Annotated in this window: 15 protein-coding genes; 5 read left to right on the forward strand and 10 right to left on the reverse strand. The window is 70.7% G+C overall.

What is annotated here, in order from left to right:
• The first annotated feature begins 274 nt into the window (after nucleotides 1-274).
• A complete protein-coding gene (locus tag IMZ11_RS06010; protein ID WP_228638284.1) occupies nucleotides 275-1,057 on the forward strand; it encodes an HNH endonuclease family protein in 783 nt (260 codons plus the stop codon).
• A gap of 205 nt (nucleotides 1,058-1,262) precedes the next feature.
• On the opposite strand, the gene IMZ11_RS06015 is transcribed toward IMZ11_RS06010, so the two are convergent.
• From IMZ11_RS06015 to aceB, 9 genes are all read right to left on the reverse strand, one after another.
• Entirely contained in the window at nucleotides 1,263-2,330 is a 1,068-nt protein-coding gene (locus IMZ11_RS06015) for a CU044_5270 family protein (protein ID WP_228638286.1), read from the reverse strand.
• On the reverse strand, nucleotides 2,327-2,962 hold the full coding sequence (locus IMZ11_RS06020; protein ID WP_228638288.1) for an RNA polymerase sigma factor: 636 nt from the start codon (nucleotides 2,960-2,962) through the stop codon (nucleotides 2,327-2,329). Before IMZ11_RS06020 ends, IMZ11_RS06015 begins: the two co-directional genes overlap by 4 nt.
• Before the next feature lie 348 nt (nucleotides 2,963-3,310).
• Nucleotides 3,311-3,973 carry a hypothetical protein gene (locus IMZ11_RS06025; protein ID WP_228638290.1) on the reverse strand — a complete coding sequence of 221 codons (663 nt, stop codon included), beginning with the start codon at nucleotides 3,971-3,973 and terminating at the stop codon, nucleotides 3,311-3,313.
• Nucleotides 3,974-4,241: 268 nt separating this feature from the next.
• On the reverse strand, nucleotides 4,242-4,457 hold the full coding sequence (locus IMZ11_RS06030) for a DUF2277 domain-containing protein (protein ID WP_061257590.1): 216 nt from the start codon (nucleotides 4,455-4,457) through the stop codon (nucleotides 4,242-4,244).
• A 37-nt stretch (nucleotides 4,458-4,494) separates the two neighbouring features.
• The gene (locus tag IMZ11_RS06035; protein ID WP_228638292.1) at nucleotides 4,495-5,229 is read right to left on the reverse strand and encodes an IclR family transcriptional regulator; all 735 of its coding nucleotides are present in this window, start codon (nucleotides 5,227-5,229) and stop codon (nucleotides 4,495-4,497) included.
• 403 nt (nucleotides 5,230-5,632) lie between these two features.
• Entirely contained in the window at nucleotides 5,633-6,871 is a 1,239-nt protein-coding gene (locus IMZ11_RS06040) for a (Fe-S)-binding protein (RefSeq protein WP_228638295.1), read from the reverse strand.
• A 1-nt stretch (nucleotide 6,872) separates the two neighbouring features.
• The gene (locus IMZ11_RS06045; protein WP_228638297.1) at nucleotides 6,873-8,243 is read right to left on the reverse strand and encodes an FAD-binding oxidoreductase; all 1,371 of its coding nucleotides are present in this window, start codon (nucleotides 8,241-8,243) and stop codon (nucleotides 6,873-6,875) included.
• Nucleotides 8,243-9,700 carry an FAD-linked oxidase C-terminal domain-containing protein gene (locus tag IMZ11_RS06050; protein ID WP_228638299.1) on the reverse strand — a complete coding sequence of 486 codons (1,458 nt, stop codon included), beginning with the start codon at nucleotides 9,698-9,700 and terminating at the stop codon, nucleotides 8,243-8,245. Before IMZ11_RS06050 ends, IMZ11_RS06045 begins: the two co-directional genes overlap by 1 nt.
• A 377-nt stretch (nucleotides 9,701-10,077) precedes the next feature.
• Entirely contained in the window at nucleotides 10,078-11,664 is a 1,587-nt protein-coding gene (gene aceB, locus IMZ11_RS06055) for a malate synthase A (RefSeq protein ID WP_228638301.1), read from the reverse strand.
• Between the two features lie 156 nt (nucleotides 11,665-11,820).
• Here aceB and IMZ11_RS06060 point away from each other — a divergent pair, with 156 nt between their 5' ends.
• Nucleotides 11,821-12,501: a DUF4097 family beta strand repeat-containing protein gene (locus tag IMZ11_RS06060; protein ID WP_228638303.1), complete on the forward strand. Its 681-nt coding sequence runs from the start codon at nucleotides 11,821-11,823 to the stop codon at nucleotides 12,499-12,501.
• Nucleotides 12,502-12,596: 95 nt separating this feature from the next.
• Here the strand turns inward: IMZ11_RS06060 and IMZ11_RS06065 are convergent, their stop codons facing one another.
• Nucleotides 12,597-13,970 (reverse strand): FAD-binding protein, encoded by a 1,374-nt coding sequence (locus IMZ11_RS06065; RefSeq protein ID WP_308066755.1) that lies wholly within the window; start codon nucleotides 13,968-13,970, stop codon nucleotides 12,597-12,599.
• 162 nt (nucleotides 13,971-14,132) lie between these two features.
• On the opposite strand from IMZ11_RS06065, the gene IMZ11_RS06070 reads away from it, so the two are divergent.
• The 3 genes from IMZ11_RS06070 (at nucleotide 14,133) to hutI (ending at nucleotide 20,953) form a co-directional block, all read left to right on the forward strand.
• Nucleotides 14,133-17,471, forward strand: coding sequence for an AfsR/SARP family transcriptional regulator (locus IMZ11_RS06070; protein WP_228638305.1), 3,339 nt, complete (start codon nucleotides 14,133-14,135; stop codon nucleotides 17,469-17,471).
• Nucleotides 17,472-17,558: 87 nt separating this feature from the next.
• Complete coding sequence (hflX, locus tag IMZ11_RS06075) at nucleotides 17,559-18,962, forward strand: GTPase HflX (RefSeq protein ID WP_228638307.1); 1,404 nt, start codon at nucleotides 17,559-17,561, stop codon at nucleotides 18,960-18,962.
• Nucleotides 18,963-19,744: 782 nt separating this feature from the next.
• A complete protein-coding gene (gene hutI / locus IMZ11_RS06080) occupies nucleotides 19,745-20,953 on the forward strand; it encodes an imidazolonepropionase (protein WP_061257581.1) in 1,209 nt (402 codons plus the stop codon).
• Nucleotides 20,954-21,125 lie beyond the last annotated feature (172 nt).

Raw genomic sequence — 21,125 nt, forward strand, 5'->3', positions numbered from 1 at the left:
GGATCCGTGCCGTCCGCCAGGCGGTGAGACGCCCCCCGCCCGCGAAGGCCGTGGAGCGCGGCGTGACCGCCGATAAGGCCACGGCTGCGGACCGCTGAGGTCGAGGAGCGCGTGGCCGCCGTCGGGACGTGGGAACCCTGTCACCACTCGTGACGCTGTGCCCCTTATGCCGGATTCGGGCGGCTTGACTCCAGAACCTGACATTTGCCGATAATTACTATTTCTTGGGGCTTTGCTATACCTAGGTATGTAATTTCTTTACCTAGGGGTGGCGATGCGTGCACGTGGATCCAGGGCGATCCTCGGTTTCTCTGTGGCGGTAGCCGTACTGGCGGGATGCGGGCCGCTGGACGCGCAGGACATCGGAGTCGATCACCTCGCCAAGAGCGCGTCGCCGAAGGCGACGTCGAAGTCCGGCGGAGGCGGGCGCGGGGCCAGCCCGCTGGAGAACCCCGACGGGACCAGGCCGGGGCTCGCGCCGATCACGGCGGCCAAGGAGAAGGCGAAGGCCCGCGAGCTCATCGAGAAGGTCCCCACCAAGAAGCGCGGGACGAAGACCGGCTACGACCGGGACAAGTTCGGGTACGCCTGGGCCGACAGCGTGGACGACGTCCCCTTCGGGCGCAACGGCTGCGACACCCGCAACGACCTGCTCCGGCGGGACGGCCAGAAGCTGAAATACCGCGATGGATCGACCTGCATCCTCATCTCCATGACCCTGGACGACCCGTACACCGGCAAGACCATCGAGTGGCGCAAGGAGAAGGCCGCCGAGATCCAGATCGACCACGTCATGCCGCTCTCCTACGACTGGCAGATGGGCGCGTCCCGGTGGAGCGACGCCAAGCGGAAGCAGATCGCCAACGATCCGCTCAACCTGCTGCCCGTGGACGGGCCGATGAACTCCTCCAAGAGCGATTCGGGCCCCGCCGACTGGCTTCCGCCCATCGACGAGATCCGCTGCTCGTACGCCGTCCGGTTCGCCCAGGTCGCGCTGAAGTACGAACTGCCGGTGACCGAGGAGGACAAGTCGACCATGTTGGAGCAGTGCGCCTGACCTTCCGCCAGGCGTGGTCCGGTGGCCATGTCGGTGCGCCCGGCCTCTTCGCGAACCGGTTCGGCTGGTCATGCCGGTGCGCGTGACCCCTTCGCGAACCGGGGTCAGGTCGTCACGCCGGTGCGCCTGTCCCAGGACACGACGAGGACCCGCCCTTATGGCCTGGGAGAGCGGGTCCTCGTGAACCGGCGGCGGAGGCGGAAGATCAGCCGCAGCCGACGTGCGGGTCGTCGACCCGGGGCGCCTTGTCGTCGACGGAGATCGTCAGCTGGGCCGTTGAGGCGACCAGGCTGCCGAGCGGAGCCTTGGCCTCCTTCTCGTCCACCACGATGCCCCGCTCACCCAGGAGTTCGTAGGTCTCCGGGTTGAAGATGATGTCCTCACGGATGCCGAGCGACTCACGCCCCACGCCGATGCCCTTGCGTCCCGCCGCGTCCTCGGCGTCCTCGGTCACGGTGACGCCGGGGATCGTCGCCGCGGCCTTGAACAGCGCGGCGCGCTGCGCGGCGGGCAGGTAGGTCTCCCGGAGCAGGTCGCCGACGGCGGTCCACGCCCCGGCGTCCGGCGAATTGTCCCCGTTATCCCTGGCGTAGAGGTGGGCGCGCATCCCTTCGGCGTCGCCCGGCAGTTTCTTCAGCGAGGTGTACGCGGTTTCCGACACGTTCCCGCAGACCGGCAGCCTGTTCCATTCGGTGCCCTGCTCGTCGTAGGCCTCCTTCGGGATCGGCCAGCCAGGGTATGCCCGGGGCTCCAGGTATTCGATCTTCAGGGCGCCGTCCCTCGTGCCGTCGGCCGAAAGCCAGATCGTCCGCTTGGAGCGGTAGAGGTAGCGGCTCTCCTCGATCGACTCACCGGTCTTGACGTTCGCGCCCATCCGGAACGCGCCGTACATCGTCTGCGATGTGACCCTGATGAACTGGTCGTCACCCGGCCGCAGGTCGGTCACGGCTCGGGCGGCCCGGCCCAGCACCTCCTCCGCCGACATCTTCGCGATCCTCGGCAGCGTGATCGCGGCCCGCTCGCCGGTGCCCGCGCTCGCCGTGCCCACGGCGACCGTCGGCCCGTCGTCGGCGCCCGCACCGGGGAAGAGCGTGGCGACCGCGACGACGCTCGCCGCCGCGACCGCGAGGGCCCCCACGAGCGCGATGCCGTACGGCCTGCGCCTGGGTGGGGCGGAGGCGGTCAGGGTACGCCGGGCCGCCAGCTTGGCCTCCTCGGAGTACGGAGTCACCTCCGGCCGGGCCTGCTTGATCATGTCGATTTCGTCGTTCACGCGGCGGGCTCCTCGGAGAGGTGGAGATGGCGGCGGAGCTTCGCCCTGATCCGGTGCAACCGGGAGCGGACCGTGCCGATGGGGATCTTGAGGGCTTCGGCCGTCTCCTCGTACGTGAGATCGGCCCAGGCGACGAGCAGGAGCAGATCCCGCTCGGCCGCGGACAGTCGCGCCAGGGCGGCGGCGAGCGCGGGGCGCATGGCGGCGGCGCTCGCGCGCTCGGCGCTGCGCTCCTCCTCGTGGAGTTCCGTGCCGGACGCCTCCGCGCCGCCCGCGGCCCTGGCGAGAGACTTGAGCCTGCGCACCTCGGACCTGCGATGGCCGGAGATCAGCTTGCCCGCGATGCCGTACAGCCACGGCCGGGCGTCCGGCCGGGTCAGGTCGTATCTGTGCCGCTTGCGGAAGGCGATGAGGAACGTCTCCGCCGTCACGTCGTCGGCCTGGCCGAGCTCGGGGCCGAGACGGCGCGCGACGTAGGCGTGGATCTCGTCGGAATGCCGGTCGAATACCCCGGCGAACTCCTCCGGCCGGTCCAGCGACGCGCGGATCAGCCCGGCGTCGCTGGGCCCGCTCGGCTCCGCCTCGGAGGTGGTGAACAGGCCCCAGGGATGTGGAGCCGCTGAACTCACCACCCGTCGTGTCCGTCCACGGAGGATCTCAGGGGCTTCGGGGAACTCGGGGCCTTCGGGGAACTCGGGGCCTTCGGGGAACCCGAGGGGCGCGAGAGGGTCGGGGGAGGGCCCCCAGCTTCGGTCGGCATGAGAAGGATCGATCCTTCCATAGGGCTAAGTGGGCGCCCGCGCGCCCCTCACCCCTACCTCCGCCGGACGCCCGGATCGAGTTCCACGTCTGTTCTCCCTTTTTTGGGGCGGACGCCGACTGGGCTCGGCCACCCCCGCTTTCAACGCCGCGTGTCCCGGTCACCCGGCGCCTTCAGCGCGCGCCGCGCGTGCCCCGGCCGTCTCCCGCGGCCGATCCGCTCATCTGATCAGGAACCCGTTGTGGTCCCTGGCGATCCCGCCGGCCCGCTCGGCGATCGCCAAGGCCGCCCGGCGGGCCGTCCCGACGAGATCGGGACCCTTGACGCCGTCGTCCACGCAGATCTCGTACGTCACCTCGCCGTCGTCCGCCTCCACCAGGATCTCGATCGGGCTTCGCTCGCTGGTCAGCATGGTGATCAACGGGTTCACCGACGTGGCGGTCAGGCCGGGGAGCTCATCGGCCAGCAGCTCGACCAGCTCGGCGACCGGGACGCGTCGCCCGCCGGTGACGTCAGCCAGATCGGCGGGCGAGTCGGGCGCGTGAGGATGGACCTGGCCGTTCAACCGCTCCGCCAGGCCCGCTGCGACGGCCATGGGCCGGTCGTACTCCCCGCCCTCCTCGTCGTCGATGTTCGCCGCGACGTAGGCGACCTGCCATCCGGCCGGGATGCCCGCCTTGGCCGCCAACTCGGGCGTCATCGTGATCGGGCCGCGCAGCCATACGTTGTCGCTGACCTTCAGGCCGTTGCCGTACGGCCTGGCCCCCGGACCGTGCAGCCGTACGGTGTTCAGCATCGCCTCGGCGTCGGGGACGTAGGGAAGGAGAAGCGTCGGTCCCTTGCGAAGCCGCCGGACCAGGAAGAAATTAGAAAACAGTCCCATGCGGCCCAGTCTCGACCGCACGACTTGGGGGCGGCTTGTACGCGACCTGAGCGGCTCGCACGTGAAGACCCCGAGGAACTCCGAAGCCTCACAGCTCCGAAGCCCCCCGCAGCTCGAAGCCCCGCAGCTCGCGACGAGGAAAGCCGCCGTCTCCAAGGCGCTCGACCGGCCGTCTCCAAGGCGCTCGACCGGCCGTCTCCAAGGCGCTCGACCGGCCGTCTCGAAGGCGTCCGTCCGGCCGTCTCGAAGGCGTCATAGGAAGCAGCGCCTACGGCCTGGCCCCGCGAACCTCGATCGAGGCGAGCAGGTCGGCGCTGGCCCGCGTGATCGCCTCGACGGCCTGCTCGAAAGCGGCCGCGTTGTGGGCGGCGGGAGCGCGGAACCCCGAGATCTTCCTGACGTACTGCAGCGCGGCGGCCCGGATGTCGTCGTCGGTCACCTCGTCGGCGAACGGGGGGCGCAGGGTCTTGATGCTTCGGCACATGTCCCCATCCTCCTCGGTCGCGGGTCGGGTGCGCGGGTCAGGCGCCGAACACGGACGCCCCGAAGTCGTCCGCGACCGCGCGCAGGGACGCGGCGAGCTCCTCACGGTCGTGCGCGTCGATTCGCTCAGCCGGGCCGGACACCGACATCGCCGCCAGCACCCGGCCGCCGACGCGGACCGGCACAGCCAAGCAGTGCACGCCGTTCTCCTCCTCGCCCAGGTCCAGGGCGTAACCCCGGTCGCGGACCCGGCCGATCTCGGCCAGCAGGTCGTCCGTCGTGGTGATCGTCCGGTCGGTACGGCGCGGCAGGCCGGTCCGGTCGAGTATGGCCGCCGCATCCGGACGGTCGGCGAGCAGCACCTTGCCCACGGCCGTGCTGTGCGGGAGCACTCGCCGCCCCACCTCGGCGAACATCCGCAACCTGCGCGGCGACGGCACCTGGGCGACGTACACCACGAAGTCGCCCTCCAGCACCGCCATGTTCGCGGTCTCGCCCGACAACTCGACCATCTTGGCGAGGTAGGGCTCCGCCCACGTGCCCACCATCCGCTCGGCCGCTCCACCGATGCGTACCAAGGCACCGCCCAGGGCGTACCTGCGGTCGCTCTCCTGCCGGACGTAACCGCGCGCGAGCAGCGTTTGGAGCAGCCGGTGGATCGTGCCGTACGGCAGGCCCGTCCTGGCCGCGATCTCCGACAACCCGGCCTCGCCGCCATGATCGGCCAGTGCCTCCAGCACGTCGAGCGCCCGATCGACGCTCTGCACGCTCATGCCGTCTCCTCGCCTGGCGGCTCGGAGTCGGGTCGTGTCGAAGACGCGCAATGAGCACCCGCGCGAAACGCGCTGTGCCTATTGATTCGCTCGCTTCGCTCGTTCATGCCGTCTCCTCGCCTGGCGGCTCGGAGTCGGGTCGTGTCGAAGACGCGCAATGAGCACCCGCGCGAAACGCGCTGTGCCTATTGATTCGCTCGCTTCGCTCGTTCATGCCGTCTCCTCGCCTGGCGGCTCGGAGTCGGGTCGTGTCGAAGACGCGCAATGAGCACCCGCGCGAAACGCGCTGTGCCTATTGATTCGCTCGCTTCGCTCGTTCATGCCGTCTCCTCGCCTGGCGGTTCGGAGTCGGGTCGTGTCGAGGACGCGCAATGAGCACCCGCGCGATCAGCGATTCGCTCGATCATGCGCGTCCCAGCGCGCGGGCGCCGAGCCCGCGCAGGCTGGCATCGAGCACCTCGGCGGTGTGCGCCACCCTCATCTCGCCCTTCCCCGACCTCCGTACGGCGGCCGCGATCTGCATGGAACAGCCGGGGTTCGCGGACACCAGCACCTCGGCGCCGGTCGCCATGACGTGCCCGGCCTTGCGGTCGCCCAGCTCGCGGGCGGGCCCCGGCTGGAACAGGTTATAGGTCCCCGCCGACCCGCAGCAGATGGCGGACTCCGAGATCTCCCGGAGCTCCAGGCCGGGGATCCCACGCAGCAGCTCCCTCGGCTGGGACCGCACTCCCTGAGCGTGGGCCAGATGGCACGCGTCGTGGTAGGCCACGGAAACCGGCAACGGATGGCGCCGCGCGACCGGGCCCAGCTCGACCAGGTACTCGGCGAGGTCGCGCACGCGCAGCGCCTCGGCCCGCTCCGCCCATTCCGGCTCGTCCCTGAGCACCTCGGCGTACTCCTTCATGCTCGACCCGCAGCCGGCGACGTTCACCACGACCGTGTCGACCCCGGCCCGCTCGAACATCGCGATCGTGCGCTTGGCGAACCGGCGGGCGTCCCGGCCCGAATGCAGGGACAGCGCCCCGCAGCATCCCTGGCGCGGCGGGATCACCACGTCGCAGCCCTCCATCGCGAGCACGCGCGCCGTCGCCGCGTTGACCCGGGGGAAGAACTGGCTCTGCACGCATCCCGTGAGCATCCCCACGGTGGCTCTGCGCCGGCCCAGGGCGTGCACGCGCGGCGGCAGCCGTATCGGCCGGGCGGGTGGGGGAACGAGCTCGGCCATGGCGCCGAGGGACGGGTGGACCCGGTCGAGGAACGGCCGCATCCGCGTCGCCAGGCGCATCGGCAGGCGCATCGCCCGCAGCCTCCGCCGGTAGGGGAACAGCGCGAAGACCAGCTCCCTGATCGCGCGGTCCTCGGGAGCGCGTACGTGCTCCCGCTCCACTACGGCGCGGGTCTCCTCGATGAGCCGGTCGTACCGCACGCCCGACGGGCAGGCCGTCACGCAGGCCATGCAGCCGAGGCAGGCGTCGAAGTGGCCCGCCATCTCATCGGTGACCGGCGTCCCCTCGACATGCTGCGCCATGAGATGGATCCGGCCGCGGGGCGAGTCCATCTCCTCTCCCCACAGGAGGTACGTCGGACAGGTGGGCAGGCAGAACCCGCAGTGCACGCAATCCTTGATCAGCTCGGGGTCCACATCAGATCCCTCCCACGAATCGGCCGGGAGACATCCGGCGTTCAGGGTCGAAACGGTCCTTGACCCGGCGCATGAGCGTGAGCCCTCCGACGTGCCCCCACCGGTCCACCCGCCGCGCGACCTCCTCGGGCGCGGCGAGCACGACGACCCGTCCCGCGTCCTCGCATTCGGCGCGGAGCGCGCCGACGAACGCCGCGGCCGCGGCCGGCTCGGTCCCCGGCGGGAGGGCGACATGGAGCACCCCCGAGGCCAGGGACCCGCGTACGGCCGGGCGCGTGCCCGTCGTCGCGGCGGTGGAGAAGGGGCCGACGAACGTTCCGGGAAGCCGGGAGGCCACGTTCCTGAACTCCAGCAGGACGCCCTCGTCGCCCGCCCGGTCAGCGAGACCAGGGAGACCAGGGAGACCAGGGAGACCGGGAAGCCGTCCCCACCATTCCGGGGGCTCGTCCGCCACCTGCGCCTTCTCTCCCATCATGTCCCGTACGGCCCGCGCGCGCTCGGCGGCGGCCGCCCCCTCGACCAGGACCGCGATCACGCAGGGGCCGTTCACGTCCGGCCAGTCGACCTCGATCGCGCTCGGCTCCGCCTGGGACTCGGCGACGGCCGGGACGATCGCGCGGATCTCGTCGGCCACGTCGACGGACGCGGTGTCGAAGGTGACGCCCTTCTCGTCCTCCCACGTGCCCTGCGTCTCCGTCACGGGCCGGTCGAAGGTGGCGGTCACCCACGCCCGTGCCGTGGGGAGGGGATGGAGCCGGAACGTGGCGTCGGCGATCACTCCGAGCGTGCCGTACGAGCCGGTGAACAGCTTGCCCAGGTCGTAGCCCGCGACGTTCTTGACGACCTTGCCGCCCGCCTTGGCGATCGTGCCGTCCGCGAGGACGACGGTGATCCCGATGATCAGATCGCGCGCGGTGCCGTACCGGAACCTGCGGGGACCGGCGATCCCGGTGGCGAGCAGGCCGCCGACCGTGCCGCCCTCAAGCGGGACGTCGATGGCGAGTTCCTGCCCCTTCGCGGCGAGCGCCCGTGCCAGCGCGTCCAGCGGCACCCCGGCCTGGACGCGCACCACCAGGTCGCCCGCCTCGTGCTCCAGGATCTCGTTCAGGCAGCAGGTGTCGATCAGCACGTCGCACCGCTCCGGGGGGTGGCCCCAGTGCAGCTTCGTCCCGGCGCCGGCCGCGACGACGGCGAGGCCGTGCGCGGACGTCACCCGCATGAGGGCGGCGATCTCCTCGGCGGTCTCGGGCAGGGCGACCCATCGCGGCCGGACCCCCGCGACCGAGTCGTCCGGGTCCGCGGGCCGGATCGCCACGCCCGTGTCGGTGAGCGCTGCCGTGAGCGTCTCTTTCGCGCCGGCGTCGTCGTTCATCAGAACTGCTCCGCCCGGCCGGACTCGACCAGGGGGTGGACGCCCTTGCGCACGCCCGGTACCTCGCCGCACAACCTCGGTGTCGGGAAGACCTTGCCCGGGTTGGACAGGCCGCGCGGATCGAAGGCGCAGCGGACGAGTTGCATCGTGTCCAGGTCCTCCTCTGTGAACATCTTCGGCATATATCGGGATTTATCGACGCCCACGCCGTGCTCGCCGGTGATCGATCCGCCGTGCTCGATGCACAGGTCGAGGATCCGCCCGCTGACCGCCTCGGCGCGCTCGCCCTGACCGGGGACCGCGTCGTCGAACAGGACCAGCGGGTGCAGGTTGCCGTCCCCCGCGTGGAAGACGTTGGCCACGCGGATGCCGTACTCCTCCTGGAGGCGGTCGATCCCGGCCAGCACCTCCGGCAGCGCCGTGCGGGGGACCACGCCGTCCTGCACGATGTACGCCGGGCTGATCCGGCCCACGGCCGCGAAGGCGGACTTGCGCCCCTTCCAGATGGCGGCCCGCTCCTCGGCGGACGCCGCGACCCTGATCTCGAACGCGCCGCTCTCCCGGCAGATCCGCTCCACCTCGGCGAACTGGTGCGCCACCTCGGCGTGCGGCCCGTCCAGCTCCACGATGAGTACGGCTCCCGCGCCCTGGGGGTATGCGCAGTTGACGGCGGCCTCGGCCGCCTCGACGGCCAGCGCGTCCATCATCTCGATGGCCGCCGGGACGATGCCCGCCGCGATGATCGCGGATACGGCCTGGCCGCCGGTCTCGATGCCCGTGAACGCCGCGAGCAGGGTGGTGACCGCCTCCGGCGTCCGCGAGAGCCGTACGGTGATCTTGGTGGCGATGCCGAGGGTGCCCTCCGAGCCGATGAACGCGCCCAGCAGGTCGTAGCCGGGGTCATCGGCCGACAGCTCCACGATCTCCCCGTCGGGAGTGACGATCTCCAGTCCGAGGATGTGGTTGACCGTGAACCCGTACTTCAGGCAGTGGGCGCCGCCCGAGTTCTCCGCGACGTTGCCGCCTATCGAGCAGACCTGCTGGCTGGAGGGGTCGGGCGCGTAGTAGTACCCCTGGTCGCGGACCGCCTCGGTGATCGCCAGGTTGGTGACTCCCGGCTCGACCACCGCGCGCCGGTTCGGCAGGTCGATCTCCAGGATGCGCCGCATCCGGGACGTGACGATCAGGACGCCGTCGGTCCTGGGGAGCGCGCCGCCGGACAGGCCGGTCCCCGAGCCCCGTGCCACGAACGGCACGCCGTACTCATCGCACAGCCGGACCACGGCCGCGATCTGCTCGGCGGTGTCGGGAAGGACGACGATCCCCGGCGTCGCCCGGTGGTAGGTCAGCCCGTCGCAGTCGTACGTCCGCAGCCGCACGGGGTCGGTGATCACCGCGTCGGCCGGCAGCAGTTCCCCGAACAGACCAGCCAATCGGGTAAGAACCGCATCAGTCATAAGTCCATCCCATCACCGCGAAAGCGGACATCGCTAGGGAGTGTCTGACAAATGCTGCCCGGTGCGAGCGCGGATCCAGATGGATGCCTCGCGAGGCAAAGGAGGAGGTCGGAGCCGGAGCCTCCGGCCGACGACGACAACGAAGCGAGGTGCCATCTGGGCCGTGCGCAGCAGGGCTTGATTTGTCAGACACGACCTAACGTCGACGGTCCCGAACATTCACGTGCGGCCGGGGGCCGGTCCCTCGGCGCGGGGACCGGCTCCGGATCACGACCCGTTCGGGTCACGGCGTTCAGGCCCACGGCGGGTCCACCACAGGCCCACGGCACTCCGGCCCACGGCACTCGGGTCCACGGCACTCAGGCCCACGGTCCGGGTCAGGGCATGCGGGCGTACGCGGGGAGGGTGAGGAACTCGGCGAAGTCGTCGTCGAGGGCGACCTCCTTGAACAGGGCGGTGGCCTCGGCGTACAGCTTGTCGTCGTATCCGGGCTCGGCCGCGATCTTGTCCAGTTCCTCGCCGATGATCCGCTCGACGAGTTCGCGGGTCACGAGCGTGCCCGTGTCGGCGAGCTCGATGTCGTTGTGGATCCACTGCCAGATCTGGGAGCGGGAGATCTCGGCGGTCGCCGCGTCCTCCATCAGGTTGTGGATCGCGACCGCGCCGAGCCCGCCCATCCAGGCCGCGAGGTACCGCAGGGCGACGTCCACGTTGTTCCGCAGACCCGCCTCGGTGATCTCTCCGGGGGTCTTGGAGACCGACAGCAGGTCCTCGGCGGTGACCCGGACGTCCTCGCGCAGCCGGTCGAGCTGGTTGGGGCGGTCGCCGAGCACGCCGTCGAAGACCTCGCGGCAGATCGGCACCAGGTCGGGGTGGGCGACCCAGGACCCGTCGAAGCCGTCACCGGACTCGCGGGTCTTGTCGGCGCGCACCTTCTCCAGCGCCACCTTGTTGACCTCGGGGTCGCGGCGCGAGGGGATGAACGCGGCCATGCCGCCGATGGCGTGCGCCCCGCGCTTGTGGCAGGTGCGGACGAGCAGCTCGGTGTAGGCGCGCATGAACGGCGCGGTCATCGTGACGGCGTTGCGCTCGGGGAGCAGGAACTCCCGGCCCCGGGTGCGGAACTTCTTGATGACGCTGAACAGGTAGTCCCACCGGCCCGCGTTCAGGCCCGCGGAGTGCTCGCGCAGCTCGTAGAGGATCTCCTCCATCTCGAACGCGGCCGGGTAGGTCTCGATCAGCACGGTGGCCCGGATCGTCCCGCGCGGGATGCCCCGGAGCTCCTGGGCCCGGACGAACACGTCGTTCCAGAGCCTGGCCTCCAGATGCGACTCCATCTTGGGCAGGTAGAAGTACGGCCCCCGTCCCTTGGCGATCTGCCGCTCGGCGCAGTGGAAGAAGTAGAGGCCGAAGTCAAGCAGCGAGGCCGACATCTCCTCTCCGTCCACCACGACGTGCTTATCGGGCAGGTGCCAGCCGCGCGGACGGACCACGACGGTGGCGAGCTCCTCGTCCGGTCGCAGCGCGTACGTCTTGCCGCCGGTGGCGAAGTCGATGGTGCGGTCGAGGGCGGCCCGGAGGTTGAGCTGCCCGCTGACGGTGTTCTCCCAGGTCGGGGAGTTGGCGTCCTCGAAGTCGGCGAGCCACACCTTGGCCCCCGAGTTCAGCGCGTTGATCGTCATCTTCCGGTCGACCGGCCCGGTGATCTCCACCCGGCGGTCCTCCAGACCGGGGGCCGGAGGCGCGACCCGCCAGTCGGACTCGCGGACGTCCCTGGTCTCGGGGAGGAAGTCGAGCGAGGCGCCGGCCGAGAGATCCGCCTGGCGTGCCTGGCGCGCGGCGAGTAGTTCCAGCCTGCGCGCGTTGAACTCCCGCTGCAGGGTAGCCACGAAGTCGAGGGCCTCGGGAGTGAGGATCTCGTCGAACCTGTCCAGCAGCGGACCCCTGATCTCAACGCCTGCCATCGGGCTTCCTTTCCACTATGCGGAAACAAAGTTCTGAATTGTGGAATTGACGGTACTCTGCGGCCGGGAGCATGGTCAATGTCGGGGGTGCCCTCAGGGGCGCGCAGGGGGATTCCCGGATGGGCGCGAGCCGTACGGCACAGCAAAATCGGGGGCATGAGAAGGAAGAACATCGCGGTACTCGGCATCGCGCTCGGTCTCGGCCTCACCCTCTCGGCCTGCGACCTGAGGATCGGTGCCTGGAAGGAGCGCGAGACCCTGAACTACGACGTGACCGACAAGGTCGCGGCGCTGGTCGTGCGGGCCGGAATCGGTGACGTGACGGTGAACGGTTCCGACGCGTCGGGCATCCAGGTCGCCGAGACGGTGGAGTGGACGGGGGACAAGCCCCACGACGGGCACAAGGTGAACGGCGACACCCTGACCCTTGCGTACGACTGCAACAACTGCGCGATCCACTACCGCGTCGACGTGCCGCGCGGGCTGGACGTGAAGGTCGAATCCGGCACGGGTGACATCACGATCCGCTCGCTGACCGGCCCGGTCCGGCTCACCACCGGCATCGGCGACGTGGACACGAGCGGGCTCGGCGGCAAGCAGGTGTCGGCGGAGACCGGTACGGGCGACGTGAAGCTGAAGTTCGCCTCCGCACCCGACAGGGTGGACGTGGAGACGGGTACGGGCGACGCCACGATGTGGATCCCCGCGGAGAGCTACAAGCTCACCGTGGACACCGGGCTGGGGGACAAGGAGATCGGCATCGTCTCGGACCCCTCCGCGTCACGGTCGATCACCATCACGACCGGCATCGGCGACATCAAGGTGCTCAAGCCCTGACCGCGTGCCCGTACGGGCGGGACAAGGCCGGTGATCTGGGGGTTCGTTCCGGCAGGTCCGGCCGTTTACGCGGCCGGACCCGAGCCGGAGGGTCGTCAGGCCAGGACCGGGTGGTTGCTGCGGAAGACGCCCTGGGGGTCACGGTCGCGCTTTACCTCCCGCAGCCTCGCCAGCACGTCGCCGGTGAACGCGGACGCCGCGCTCTCCTCGTGAGCCAGGAACGTGAACGGCTTGCGCCCGCTCGTGTACGGCGTCAACGCCCGCGCGATCGACGCCTGCCGGTCCCGGATGGCCCCCGCCGCGTCCGGGGTGACGAGCACGCCCAACATCCCGAGCAGGTACGGCTCCTCGATGTGGCCGCAGGCGCCGCCGTTCTCCGCCGGCCGGGCCAGCGCTCCCCCGAGGTGGCGTAGCTGCACGCAGGCCAGCGGAGCGACCGTGCCCGGACCCGACGACGCCAGCAGCGCCGCGGCCGCGGCGTCGTCGAGCGCGGTCAGCAGTTCGCCCCGGAACAGGGAGGGCGTCGGCGTCGTCGGCTCGGCGCAGATGTCGGCGAGGTTCGCGACCTCCATCCGGCCCCGGGTGTCGAAGATCGCGCCGGGGACGGCGTCGAACTCGCGAAGCAGATCCCGTCCCTCCTCGGGATCACCGAGGAAGGCCACGTCGATGGTCACCGCCGACAGACCGCGCAACGGCTCGGGCAGTTCCGGCAGCGGCGGGAACTGCAGCAGTTGGAACCACACGCTCAGCTCGTCAGGAGCCTTCGCGGTGACGGAGCGGAACGCCGAGAGCACCTCCTGCGCGCGCGCCGCCGGCCAGAGGATGCGCCCGCCGTACAGGCACGGAGCCGGGTGCAGGTCGATCTCCATGGCGGTCACCAGCGCGAAGTCGCCGCCCCCGCCGCGCAGCGCCCAGAACAGGTCGGGATCGGAGGCCGCCGTCACCCGGCCGCGGTCGCCGTGGGAGTCCACCACCTCGAAGGCGCGGACGCTGTCGGCGGCGAAGCCGTGTTCGCGGCCGAACCAGCTCAGGCCGCCGCCCAGGGTGAATCCGGTCGCGCTCACGACCGCGGTGCTGCCCGCCAGCCCGGTGAGTCCGTGCTTACCGGCCGCCGAAAGCACGTCGCCCCAGGTGGCGCCCGCCTCGACGCGCGCGGTCCGCCGGTCGAGGTCGACCTCCACGCTCCGTAGCTTCCCGGTCCTGAGCAGGATCGTGCCCTCGAAGCCCGCGGGAGCGTGGCCGTACGGCTGGGTGGCGACACCGACCCCGGCGAGCCGGGCGACGGCCACGACGGCTGCGGCGTCCGCGGCGTCCTCCGCCTCCACCACGGCGAGCACCTTCTGGTCGATCGCCGGGTCCCACGCGGCACGCGCGGAGTCGAAGCCCTCGTCACCTCTGACCAGGACCGAGCCGCGTACAGCGCGGCGCAGGTCGTGCCCCAGGCCGTTGATGTCATCCATGTCGTTCATGACCTCTCTCGTGGAGTTTCTTCCGCCGGGATCGAGAATGGGTCAGAGCGTTTGACGTCCTACTGTCTCCGGCTTACGGGTTCCGTAAGCCGCCTCCAAGTGGAGCGTTCCGATCTTTCCGATGAGGCTCTACGCTTGCGTGGCCGATTAGATGGGAAAGTCATGGGTTCGTTGTTCTTCCGGCTTTTCGGGCCCTTTGAGGTGATCTCCGGAGATGGCGAATCGCTGGATCTGGGGTCGCGGAAACAGCGGGCGGTCCTCGCCCTGCTCGCGCTCGAACCCGGGCGGATCGTCTCACTCGACCGGTTGATCGACGAGGTCTGGGCGGACGAGCCGCCATCGAGTGCCACGGGTGCGCTCCAGGCCTATATCTCGCACCTGCGCCGTGTCCTCGAACCGCACCGCGCGCCGCGCACGCCGCCCACCGTGCTGCTGACCCGCGAACCGGGCTACCTGCTGGCCCTGGCTCCGCGCCAGGTCGATCTGTCGTGCTTCACCTCCTGGGCGGAGGAGGGCCGCCGCGCCCTCGCCGAGCGGCGGTACGGCCCGGCACTCGAGGCGCTGGACCGGGCGCTCGGCATGTGGCGGGACGAGCCGCTGGCGGAGTTCGCGAGCCAGGAGTTCGCCAAGCCGGTGATCGCCCGGCTCACCGAGCTGCGGGCCCTGGCCGCGGAGGACAGGTTCGAGGCCAGGCTCGCCCTGGGGGACAGCGGGTCGTGCGTCGCCGACCTCGAACGCATGGTGGAGGCCCATCCGTACCGGGAACGATCGTGGGGGCTCCTCGTGCTGGCCCTCTACCGCGCGGGACGGCAGGCGGACGCCCTGGCGGCGCTTCGCCGGGTCCGCGCCCTGCTCGCCCGTGAGCTGGGAGTCGACCCCGGGCCGGATCTGCGGCGGCTCGAACAGGCGGTGTTCGACCAGTCCGCGCTTCTGGAGGCACCGAAGGAGCAGACCAGGATCGTGGCCGCCGAGCCGAAGCCGTACGAGCCGAAGCCGTACGAGCCGAAGTCCGAACCCCTCATCGCGCGGGCGAGCCAGCTGGGCCGCATCGCCGACAGACTCGGCCACGTACGGCGCGGTCGGGGCGGGGTCATGCTGCTGACCGGAGAGGCGGGGATCGGCAAGACGCGCCTCGCCCAGATCGCCGCAGAAGAGGCCGAGGCGCGGGGGATATCCGTCGTCTGGGGGCGTTGCGTGGAGGGACACGGGACGCTGCCGTTCTGGCCGTGGCTCCAGGCGCTACGCGCGCTGGGTGAGCGGGGCGCGCAGGCCGTCCGGCTCCTCGCGGGAGAGGGGGCGGACGGTTCCGCCGACCCGGGCGCGGCCCTCCTCGAACTGTACGAGCGGGCGCTCTCGGCGCTGACCGCCGCGGACGGACCCACCCTCGTCGTGCTCGACGACCTGCACGCGGCGGACGCGTCTTCACTGCGGTTGCTCGGCCACATGGCGAACAGCCTGAGCCGAGCGTCGGTACTCGTCCTGGCCACTTTGCGGCCCGAGCCCGGCCTGGACCCGGAACAGCTGAGCGAGACTCTCGCGGCGCTGGCCCGTGAGCCGGGGACCGAGCGCATGTCGCTTCCCCCGTTCACGCAGGAGGACGTCCAGGCGTTCCTGGAAAGGCGGGACCTGACCGACCCCGCGTTCGCGCGGGTCCTCTTCCGGCGCACCAGCGGCAACCCGTTCTACCTGGGGGAGCTGCTCCGGCTCCTGGGCAGTGAGCATCGGCTCGACACGGCGTCGCTCGGGGTGCCGGAAAGCGTACGCGAGGTGATCGGCCGGAGGGTCGCCAGGCTGCCGGACAAGACACGGGAGTTACTTCGGTCCGCCGCCGTCCTCGGCCGCGACGTCGGCCTCGACGTGCTGGAGGTGTTCACCGGAGTCCCCGCCGAGGAAGTGATGTCGCGGCTCGAACCTGCCGTGGCCACCGGGCTGCTGGTCGAGACCCGTGACGGAATCGACTACCGCTTCTCGCACGCGCTGGTCGGCGACGCCCTCTATGCCGGGCTGGGTCACCTGGAGAAGGCCCGCCTTCACCTGCGGGCCGGTGAGGCGCTCGAGTCGCTGCCGGGTGGGGGCGGTGCGGCGCGCCTGCCGATCCTCGCCCACCACTTCGCCCTGGCCGCGCGGATCGGCGGAGCCGACAGGGCGGTGGACTACGCCGCCAGGGCCGCGCGACAGGCCACCGCGCAGCGCGCCTACGTCGAGGCGGTCGAGCTCTGGGAGAAGGCGCTGCTGGCGCTCGGGCAGGGTGACCCGGGCAGCAAGTGCCGCCTGCTCGTCGAACTGGCCCGCGCGCGACGGGACATCGGCGACACCGTGCGCGCCCGCTCCGCCATCGAGGAGGCCATCGAGCTGGCGGCGGGTCAGGGTGACCGGGTGACGCTGGTGGAGGCCGTGACCGTGTTCGGCACGCTCAGCGTCTGGAACTGGCGGCCGTACGGCATGGTCGACGACCGGGCGATCGCCCTGCTCGAAGACCTCCTGGCGGGCCCGCTGGACGACGCCCACCGGGCCGCGCTGCTCGGCACGCTCGGCATCGAGCTGAACTACGGGCCACGACGGGCCGAGGGCGAGGCGATGGCGGCGGAGGCTGTGGAGATCGCCCGGAGGGTGGGGAACCCGGCGTTGCTCCTCCAGGTGCTCAACAACTACCTGATCGCGGCCTGGGTGCCGGAGCGTGAGCACGAGCGGCGCCGGGCCGTCGAGGAGATGCTCGCGGTGCCCCGCCTCCCGGCCGCCGCCGAGCTCGTGGCCAGGGTGCACCGGCTGCACTGCCTGTTCAGGATGGGAGACCTGGACGAGTGGGACCGGGACCTGGCGCGCGCCGAACGCCTGCTGCGGGAGGTCAGGAGTTCCGAGCTGACCGCGATGGTGAGAGTGGCGCAGGCCGCTCGGCTGACCCTGGAGGGCCGGTGGAGCGAGGCCGAGCGCATGACGGACGAACTGGACAAGATCTTCGGCGACAGCACCATGTGGGGGCTGAGCTACGTACGGCTGTCGATTCTCTACACCTGCCGCCGGGGGCAGGGCAGGGTCGCCGAGATCGTGGATGAGCTGGTCGCCGGTGCGGCGGAGCCGTACATGCAGCCGCTGCGCCCGATGGCCGTGCTCGCGGCCCTCGACGTGGGGGACCGGACGCTGGCCAGGAGCCTGATCACGCGATGGGGTACCCCGGTCCCCGAGGACTGGTCCGGAGAGTTCGCCGCCGTCATCTGGTCGTACGTGACGGCCGAGCTCGGCGTCCCCGACCCGGCGTCGCTGTACGGGCTGCTGCTGCCGTACGCGGACCGGCTGGCGGTGAACGGCAGCGGAACCGCGGGGTGGGGGTCGATCCATCAGGCGCTGGCCAGGCTGGCGGTGGCGACGGGCGACCGGGACTCGGCCCTGCGCCACGCCCACCTGGCAGCGGAGGTCCACGACCGGCTGGGACTGGAGCACTGGTCGAGCGAGAGCCGGCGACTCCTCGCTGACCTGGGCGGACAACCTGACCTGGGCGGATAAGGGGGTGCATGACCGGCGGCGGGCGTGTCACCATCGTGGGGAAGACACCAGGGGTGTCTACGTGTTGGTCTAGTAGAGATGACATATATGCGCAACGAGCCCGAAGACCTCGCCGTCGGCGATTACGAACTTGAAGAGCGCCAAGCGCTCCGGCGCGTGGCGGGTCTGTCGACAGAGCTCGAAGACATCACCGAAGTCGAATACCGCCAGCTGCGGCTCGAGCGGGTCGTCCTGGTGGGCGTGTGGACCGGCGGCACCATCGTCGACGCGGAGAACTCGCTCCAGGAGCTGAAGCTTCTCGCCGAGACCGCCGGATCCGATGTTCTCGAGGGGCTGATCCAGCGGCGCGACCGGCCGGACCCCGCGACCTACATCGGCTCGGGCAAGGCGGTCGAGCTGCGCGACATCGTGGCGGCGTCCGGCGCCGACACCGTGATCTGCGACGGCGAGCTCACCCCCGGCCAGCTGCGGCAGCTGGAGGAGATCGTCAAGGTCAAGGTCATCGACCGGACCGCCCTGATTCTGGACATCTTCGCCCAGCACGCCAAGAGCCGCGAGGGCAAGGCCCAGGTCGAGCTCGCCCAGCTCCAATACCTTCTGCCCCGCCTGCGAGGCTGGGGTGGCAACCTGTCCCGTCAGGTCGGTGGTCGCGCCGCGGGCGGCGTCGGCATCGGCGGCCGCGGCCCCGGTGAGACCAAGATCGAGCTGGACAGGCGGCGGATCCGCGAGCGGATGGCCAAGCTGCGCAGGCAGATCAAGGAGATGTCGACCGCGCGGGAGACCAAGCGCTCCCGGCGGAGCAGCCGCCAGGTCCCGGCCGTGGCGATCGCGGGTTACACCAACGCCGGCAAGTCGTCGCTGCTCAACCGGCTCACCGGCGCCGGCGTCCTGGTCGAGGACGCACTGTTCGCGACCCTGGACCCGACGGTGCGCAAGGCGCGCACGCCCGAGGGCCGGTTGTTCACGCTGGCCGACACGGTCGGATTCGTCCGGCATCTGCCGCACCAGCTGGTCGAGGCGTTCCGCTCGACGCTGGAGGAGGTCGCGGAGGCCGACCTGATCCTGCATGTGGTGGACGGCTCGCATCCCGACCCCGAGTCCCAGCTCGCCGCGGTCCGCGAGGTCCTGTCCGAGATCGACGGCGCCTTGGACGTGCCCGAGGTCGTGGTCGTCAACAAGGCCGACGCGGCGGATCCCGTCGTGCTCGCCCGGCTGACCATGAAGGAACGGCACAGCGTCGTCGTCTCCGCCCGGACCGGCTCCGGCATGCGCGACCTCATGGCGCTGATCGAGCGTGAACTGCCGCGGCTCGACCACGAAGTGCGCGTGCTGGTGCCGTACGAGCGGGGCGACCTGGTCGCGCGGGCGCACGAGGAGGGCGAGGTTCTCTCCCTGGAGCACACCGGCGAGGGCACCATCCTGCACGCTCGCGTCCTCGGCGACCTGTACGCCGAGCTCGACCGGGTGGCCAAGCCGGTCGAGACGGTCTGATCTCGGCACCGGCCCCTTATCGCGGGCGTCGGCGCCCGCACCAACGGCCCCTTATCGCGGGTGTCGGCGCCCGCACCAACGGCCCCTTATCGCGGGTGTCGCTGCCCGCACCAACGGCCTCTTATCGCGTGCGTGGCTGCCCGCACCAACGGCCTCTTATCGCGTGCGTGGCTGCCCGCACCAACGGGCCCTCATCGCAGTCGTCGCTCCCCGCACCCATCCTCGGGATGAATGCGGGGAGTGACCGTTTCCGGGACCGCTATCGTTGTCCGCTGCCGCCACAGGATGCACTCCAGTCACAGTCTCGACATTTCGTGACTTATTGGATATTTGGCGCAAAAGCAGGACTTAAAGGGCGAAAAACCGAAATGCTAGCCCATTCCCGTTGACCTTGCTATCATTTGGCAAGCCTTACGAGAGATACTGCGCGGGTAACATGGTGACACCGTTAAGTGCTGTTACGCGTGGGGGACCAGCGTGATCGCCGTCTCTGAGCTGCTGAGACGGGGCCGGATGTGACGGGGATACGGCGTGGCCATCCCGAGGCCACAGAGGCGAACCGGCGTTCTTCTCAATACCCCTGTACAGCAAGCCGACCTGTGAAATAACGTAACTGGACTGAAATCGCCTGGGATTTCGATCCTGGCGGTAGGGTCCATCGCACGCAGTGCGCGATGAGGCAGGAGACCCCCGATGACCTCCGGACACCGAGTGGACCCGGCGGGCGGATCGCCCGCGAGCGGTGACTGCTCGCTGTCCCCGGCCTCAAAGCAGGTGGTCGGATGACCGTTCGCCTCCTGACCAACATCGGCCGGCTCTGGACCGGCCATGATGTGTGCAGCAACGCCGCCATCCTGGTGCACGGCGACCGCATCGCCTGGGTGGGCCGTGCCGCGGACCTCCCGCAGAGCGTCCCCGGCGTCGTCGACGACATCGTCGACGTCGACCACGTCGAGAACCTCGGCGGCGCGCTCGTCACCCCGGGACTGATCGACGCGCACACCCATCCCGTCTACGCCGGGAACCGGTACGCCGAGATGGCGATGCGGTCCGGCGGCTCGACGCCCTCCGCTATCACGGCGGCGGGCGGCGGCATCCTCTCGACGATCACCGTCACGCGCGGCACCGACCCCTGGACGCTCTGCAACGGCGTCCGCGAGCGGCTGCGCGAATGGCTCCTGGGCGGCACCACCACCGTCGAGGCCAAGACGGGATACCACCTCACCCGCGACGGCGAGCTGGCCGACGTGCGGCTGCTCCGCGAGCTCGAGAAAGAGCCGATGATGCCGCGGGTGCACGTCACGTTCCTGGCCGCCCACGTCGTCCCGCCGGAATACTTCGGCCGCCAGCGGGACTACGTCGAGGCGGCCGCCGCATGGTGCGCCGACGCGGCGGCGGCAGGGGCCGACAGCGTCGACGTCTACTGCGACGAGGGGCACTTCGGCACCGACGAGGCCCGCTGGGTCCTCGCCTCCGGTCGCAACGTCGGGCTCATGCCCCGCATCCACGCCGGCTCGTACAGCAGACGCGGCGCGGTCCAGCTCGCGGCTGAGATGGGCTGCGCCTCGGCCGACATCCTGCATCACACCGCGGACGAGGACATCGCGCTGATGGCGCGGTACGGCGTGCCCGCCGTGGTGTGCCCCGGCACCGCACTCCAGCACGGCCAGCTCCCCGCGGTGCGGCGGATGCTCGCCCAGGGCGTCCCGATCGCGCTCGGCAGCGACCACAACCCCGGCCACTGCGGCATCACCTCGATGTCGCTCGTGATCAGCCTCGCGGTGGCCGCGTTCGGGATGAGCGTGGGCGACGCGTTGCGTGCCGCGACGCTCGGCGGAGCGCAGGTCCTTGGCGCACCGGATCGCGGGGTCCTCGCGCCGGGGCGGCTCGCCGACATCGTCCAGTGGGACGCCGACCACGAGGGCGCCTTCGCCTGGTCGTTCGGACTCAAGCCGCGCAGGGTGTGGCGCGGCGGCACTCCCGTCCAGTGACCCGGGGCCCTCGCCCGCCGTTCCCGCTCTGAGCCGCGTCGACGTGCGGCGGAGTGGCCGCGGTGTGCTCGGGCCCGCGTGCCACGGTGGGCACCGGCCAATCGGGCGCCGTCCGTTCCTCCAGGCGATTCCTGGAGACCTTCGCCTTCGGGGCAGGGGCAGGGGCAGGGGC

Origin of the sequence: Microtetraspora sp. AC03309 (assembly GCF_020826795.1) — a bacterium.
GTDB classification, from domain to species: Bacteria; Actinomycetota; Actinomycetes; order Streptosporangiales; family Streptosporangiaceae; genus Microtetraspora; species Microtetraspora glauca.

Excerpts from the sequence above, each read along its gene's own strand:
- IMZ11_RS06010 (WP_228638284.1), top strand. The coding sequence starts at position 275 with ATGCGTGCACGTGGATCCAGGGCGATCCTCGGTTTCTCTGTGGCGGTA.
- IMZ11_RS06025 (WP_228638290.1), bottom strand. The coding sequence starts at position 3,973 with ATGGGACTGTTTTCTAATTTCTTCCTGGTCCGGCGGCTTCGCAAGGGA.
- IMZ11_RS06030 (WP_061257590.1), bottom strand. The coding sequence starts at position 4,457 with ATGTGCCGAAGCATCAAGACCCTGCGCCCCCCGTTCGCCGACGAGGTG.
- IMZ11_RS06035 (WP_228638292.1), bottom strand. The coding sequence starts at position 5,229 with ATGAGCGTGCAGAGCGTCGATCGGGCGCTCGACGTGCTGGAGGCACTG.
- IMZ11_RS06045 (WP_228638297.1), bottom strand. The coding sequence starts at position 8,243 with ATGAACGACGACGCCGGCGCGAAAGAGACGCTCACGGCAGCGCTCACC.
- IMZ11_RS06050 (WP_228638299.1), bottom strand. The coding sequence starts at position 9,700 with ATGACTGATGCGGTTCTTACCCGATTGGCTGGTCTGTTCGGGGAACTG.
- aceB (WP_228638301.1), bottom strand. The coding sequence starts at position 11,664 with ATGGCAGGCGTTGAGATCAGGGGTCCGCTGCTGGACAGGTTCGACGAG.
- IMZ11_RS06060 (WP_228638303.1), top strand. The coding sequence starts at position 11,821 with ATGAGAAGGAAGAACATCGCGGTACTCGGCATCGCGCTCGGTCTCGGC.
- IMZ11_RS06065 (WP_308066755.1), bottom strand. The coding sequence starts at position 13,970 with ATGAACGACATGGATGACATCAACGGCCTGGGGCACGACCTGCGCCGC.
- IMZ11_RS06070 (WP_228638305.1), top strand. The coding sequence starts at position 14,133 with ATGGGTTCGTTGTTCTTCCGGCTTTTCGGGCCCTTTGAGGTGATCTCC.
- hflX (WP_228638307.1), top strand. The coding sequence starts at position 17,559 with ATGCGCAACGAGCCCGAAGACCTCGCCGTCGGCGATTACGAACTTGAA.
- hutI (WP_061257581.1), top strand. The coding sequence starts at position 19,745 with ATGACCGTTCGCCTCCTGACCAACATCGGCCGGCTCTGGACCGGCCAT.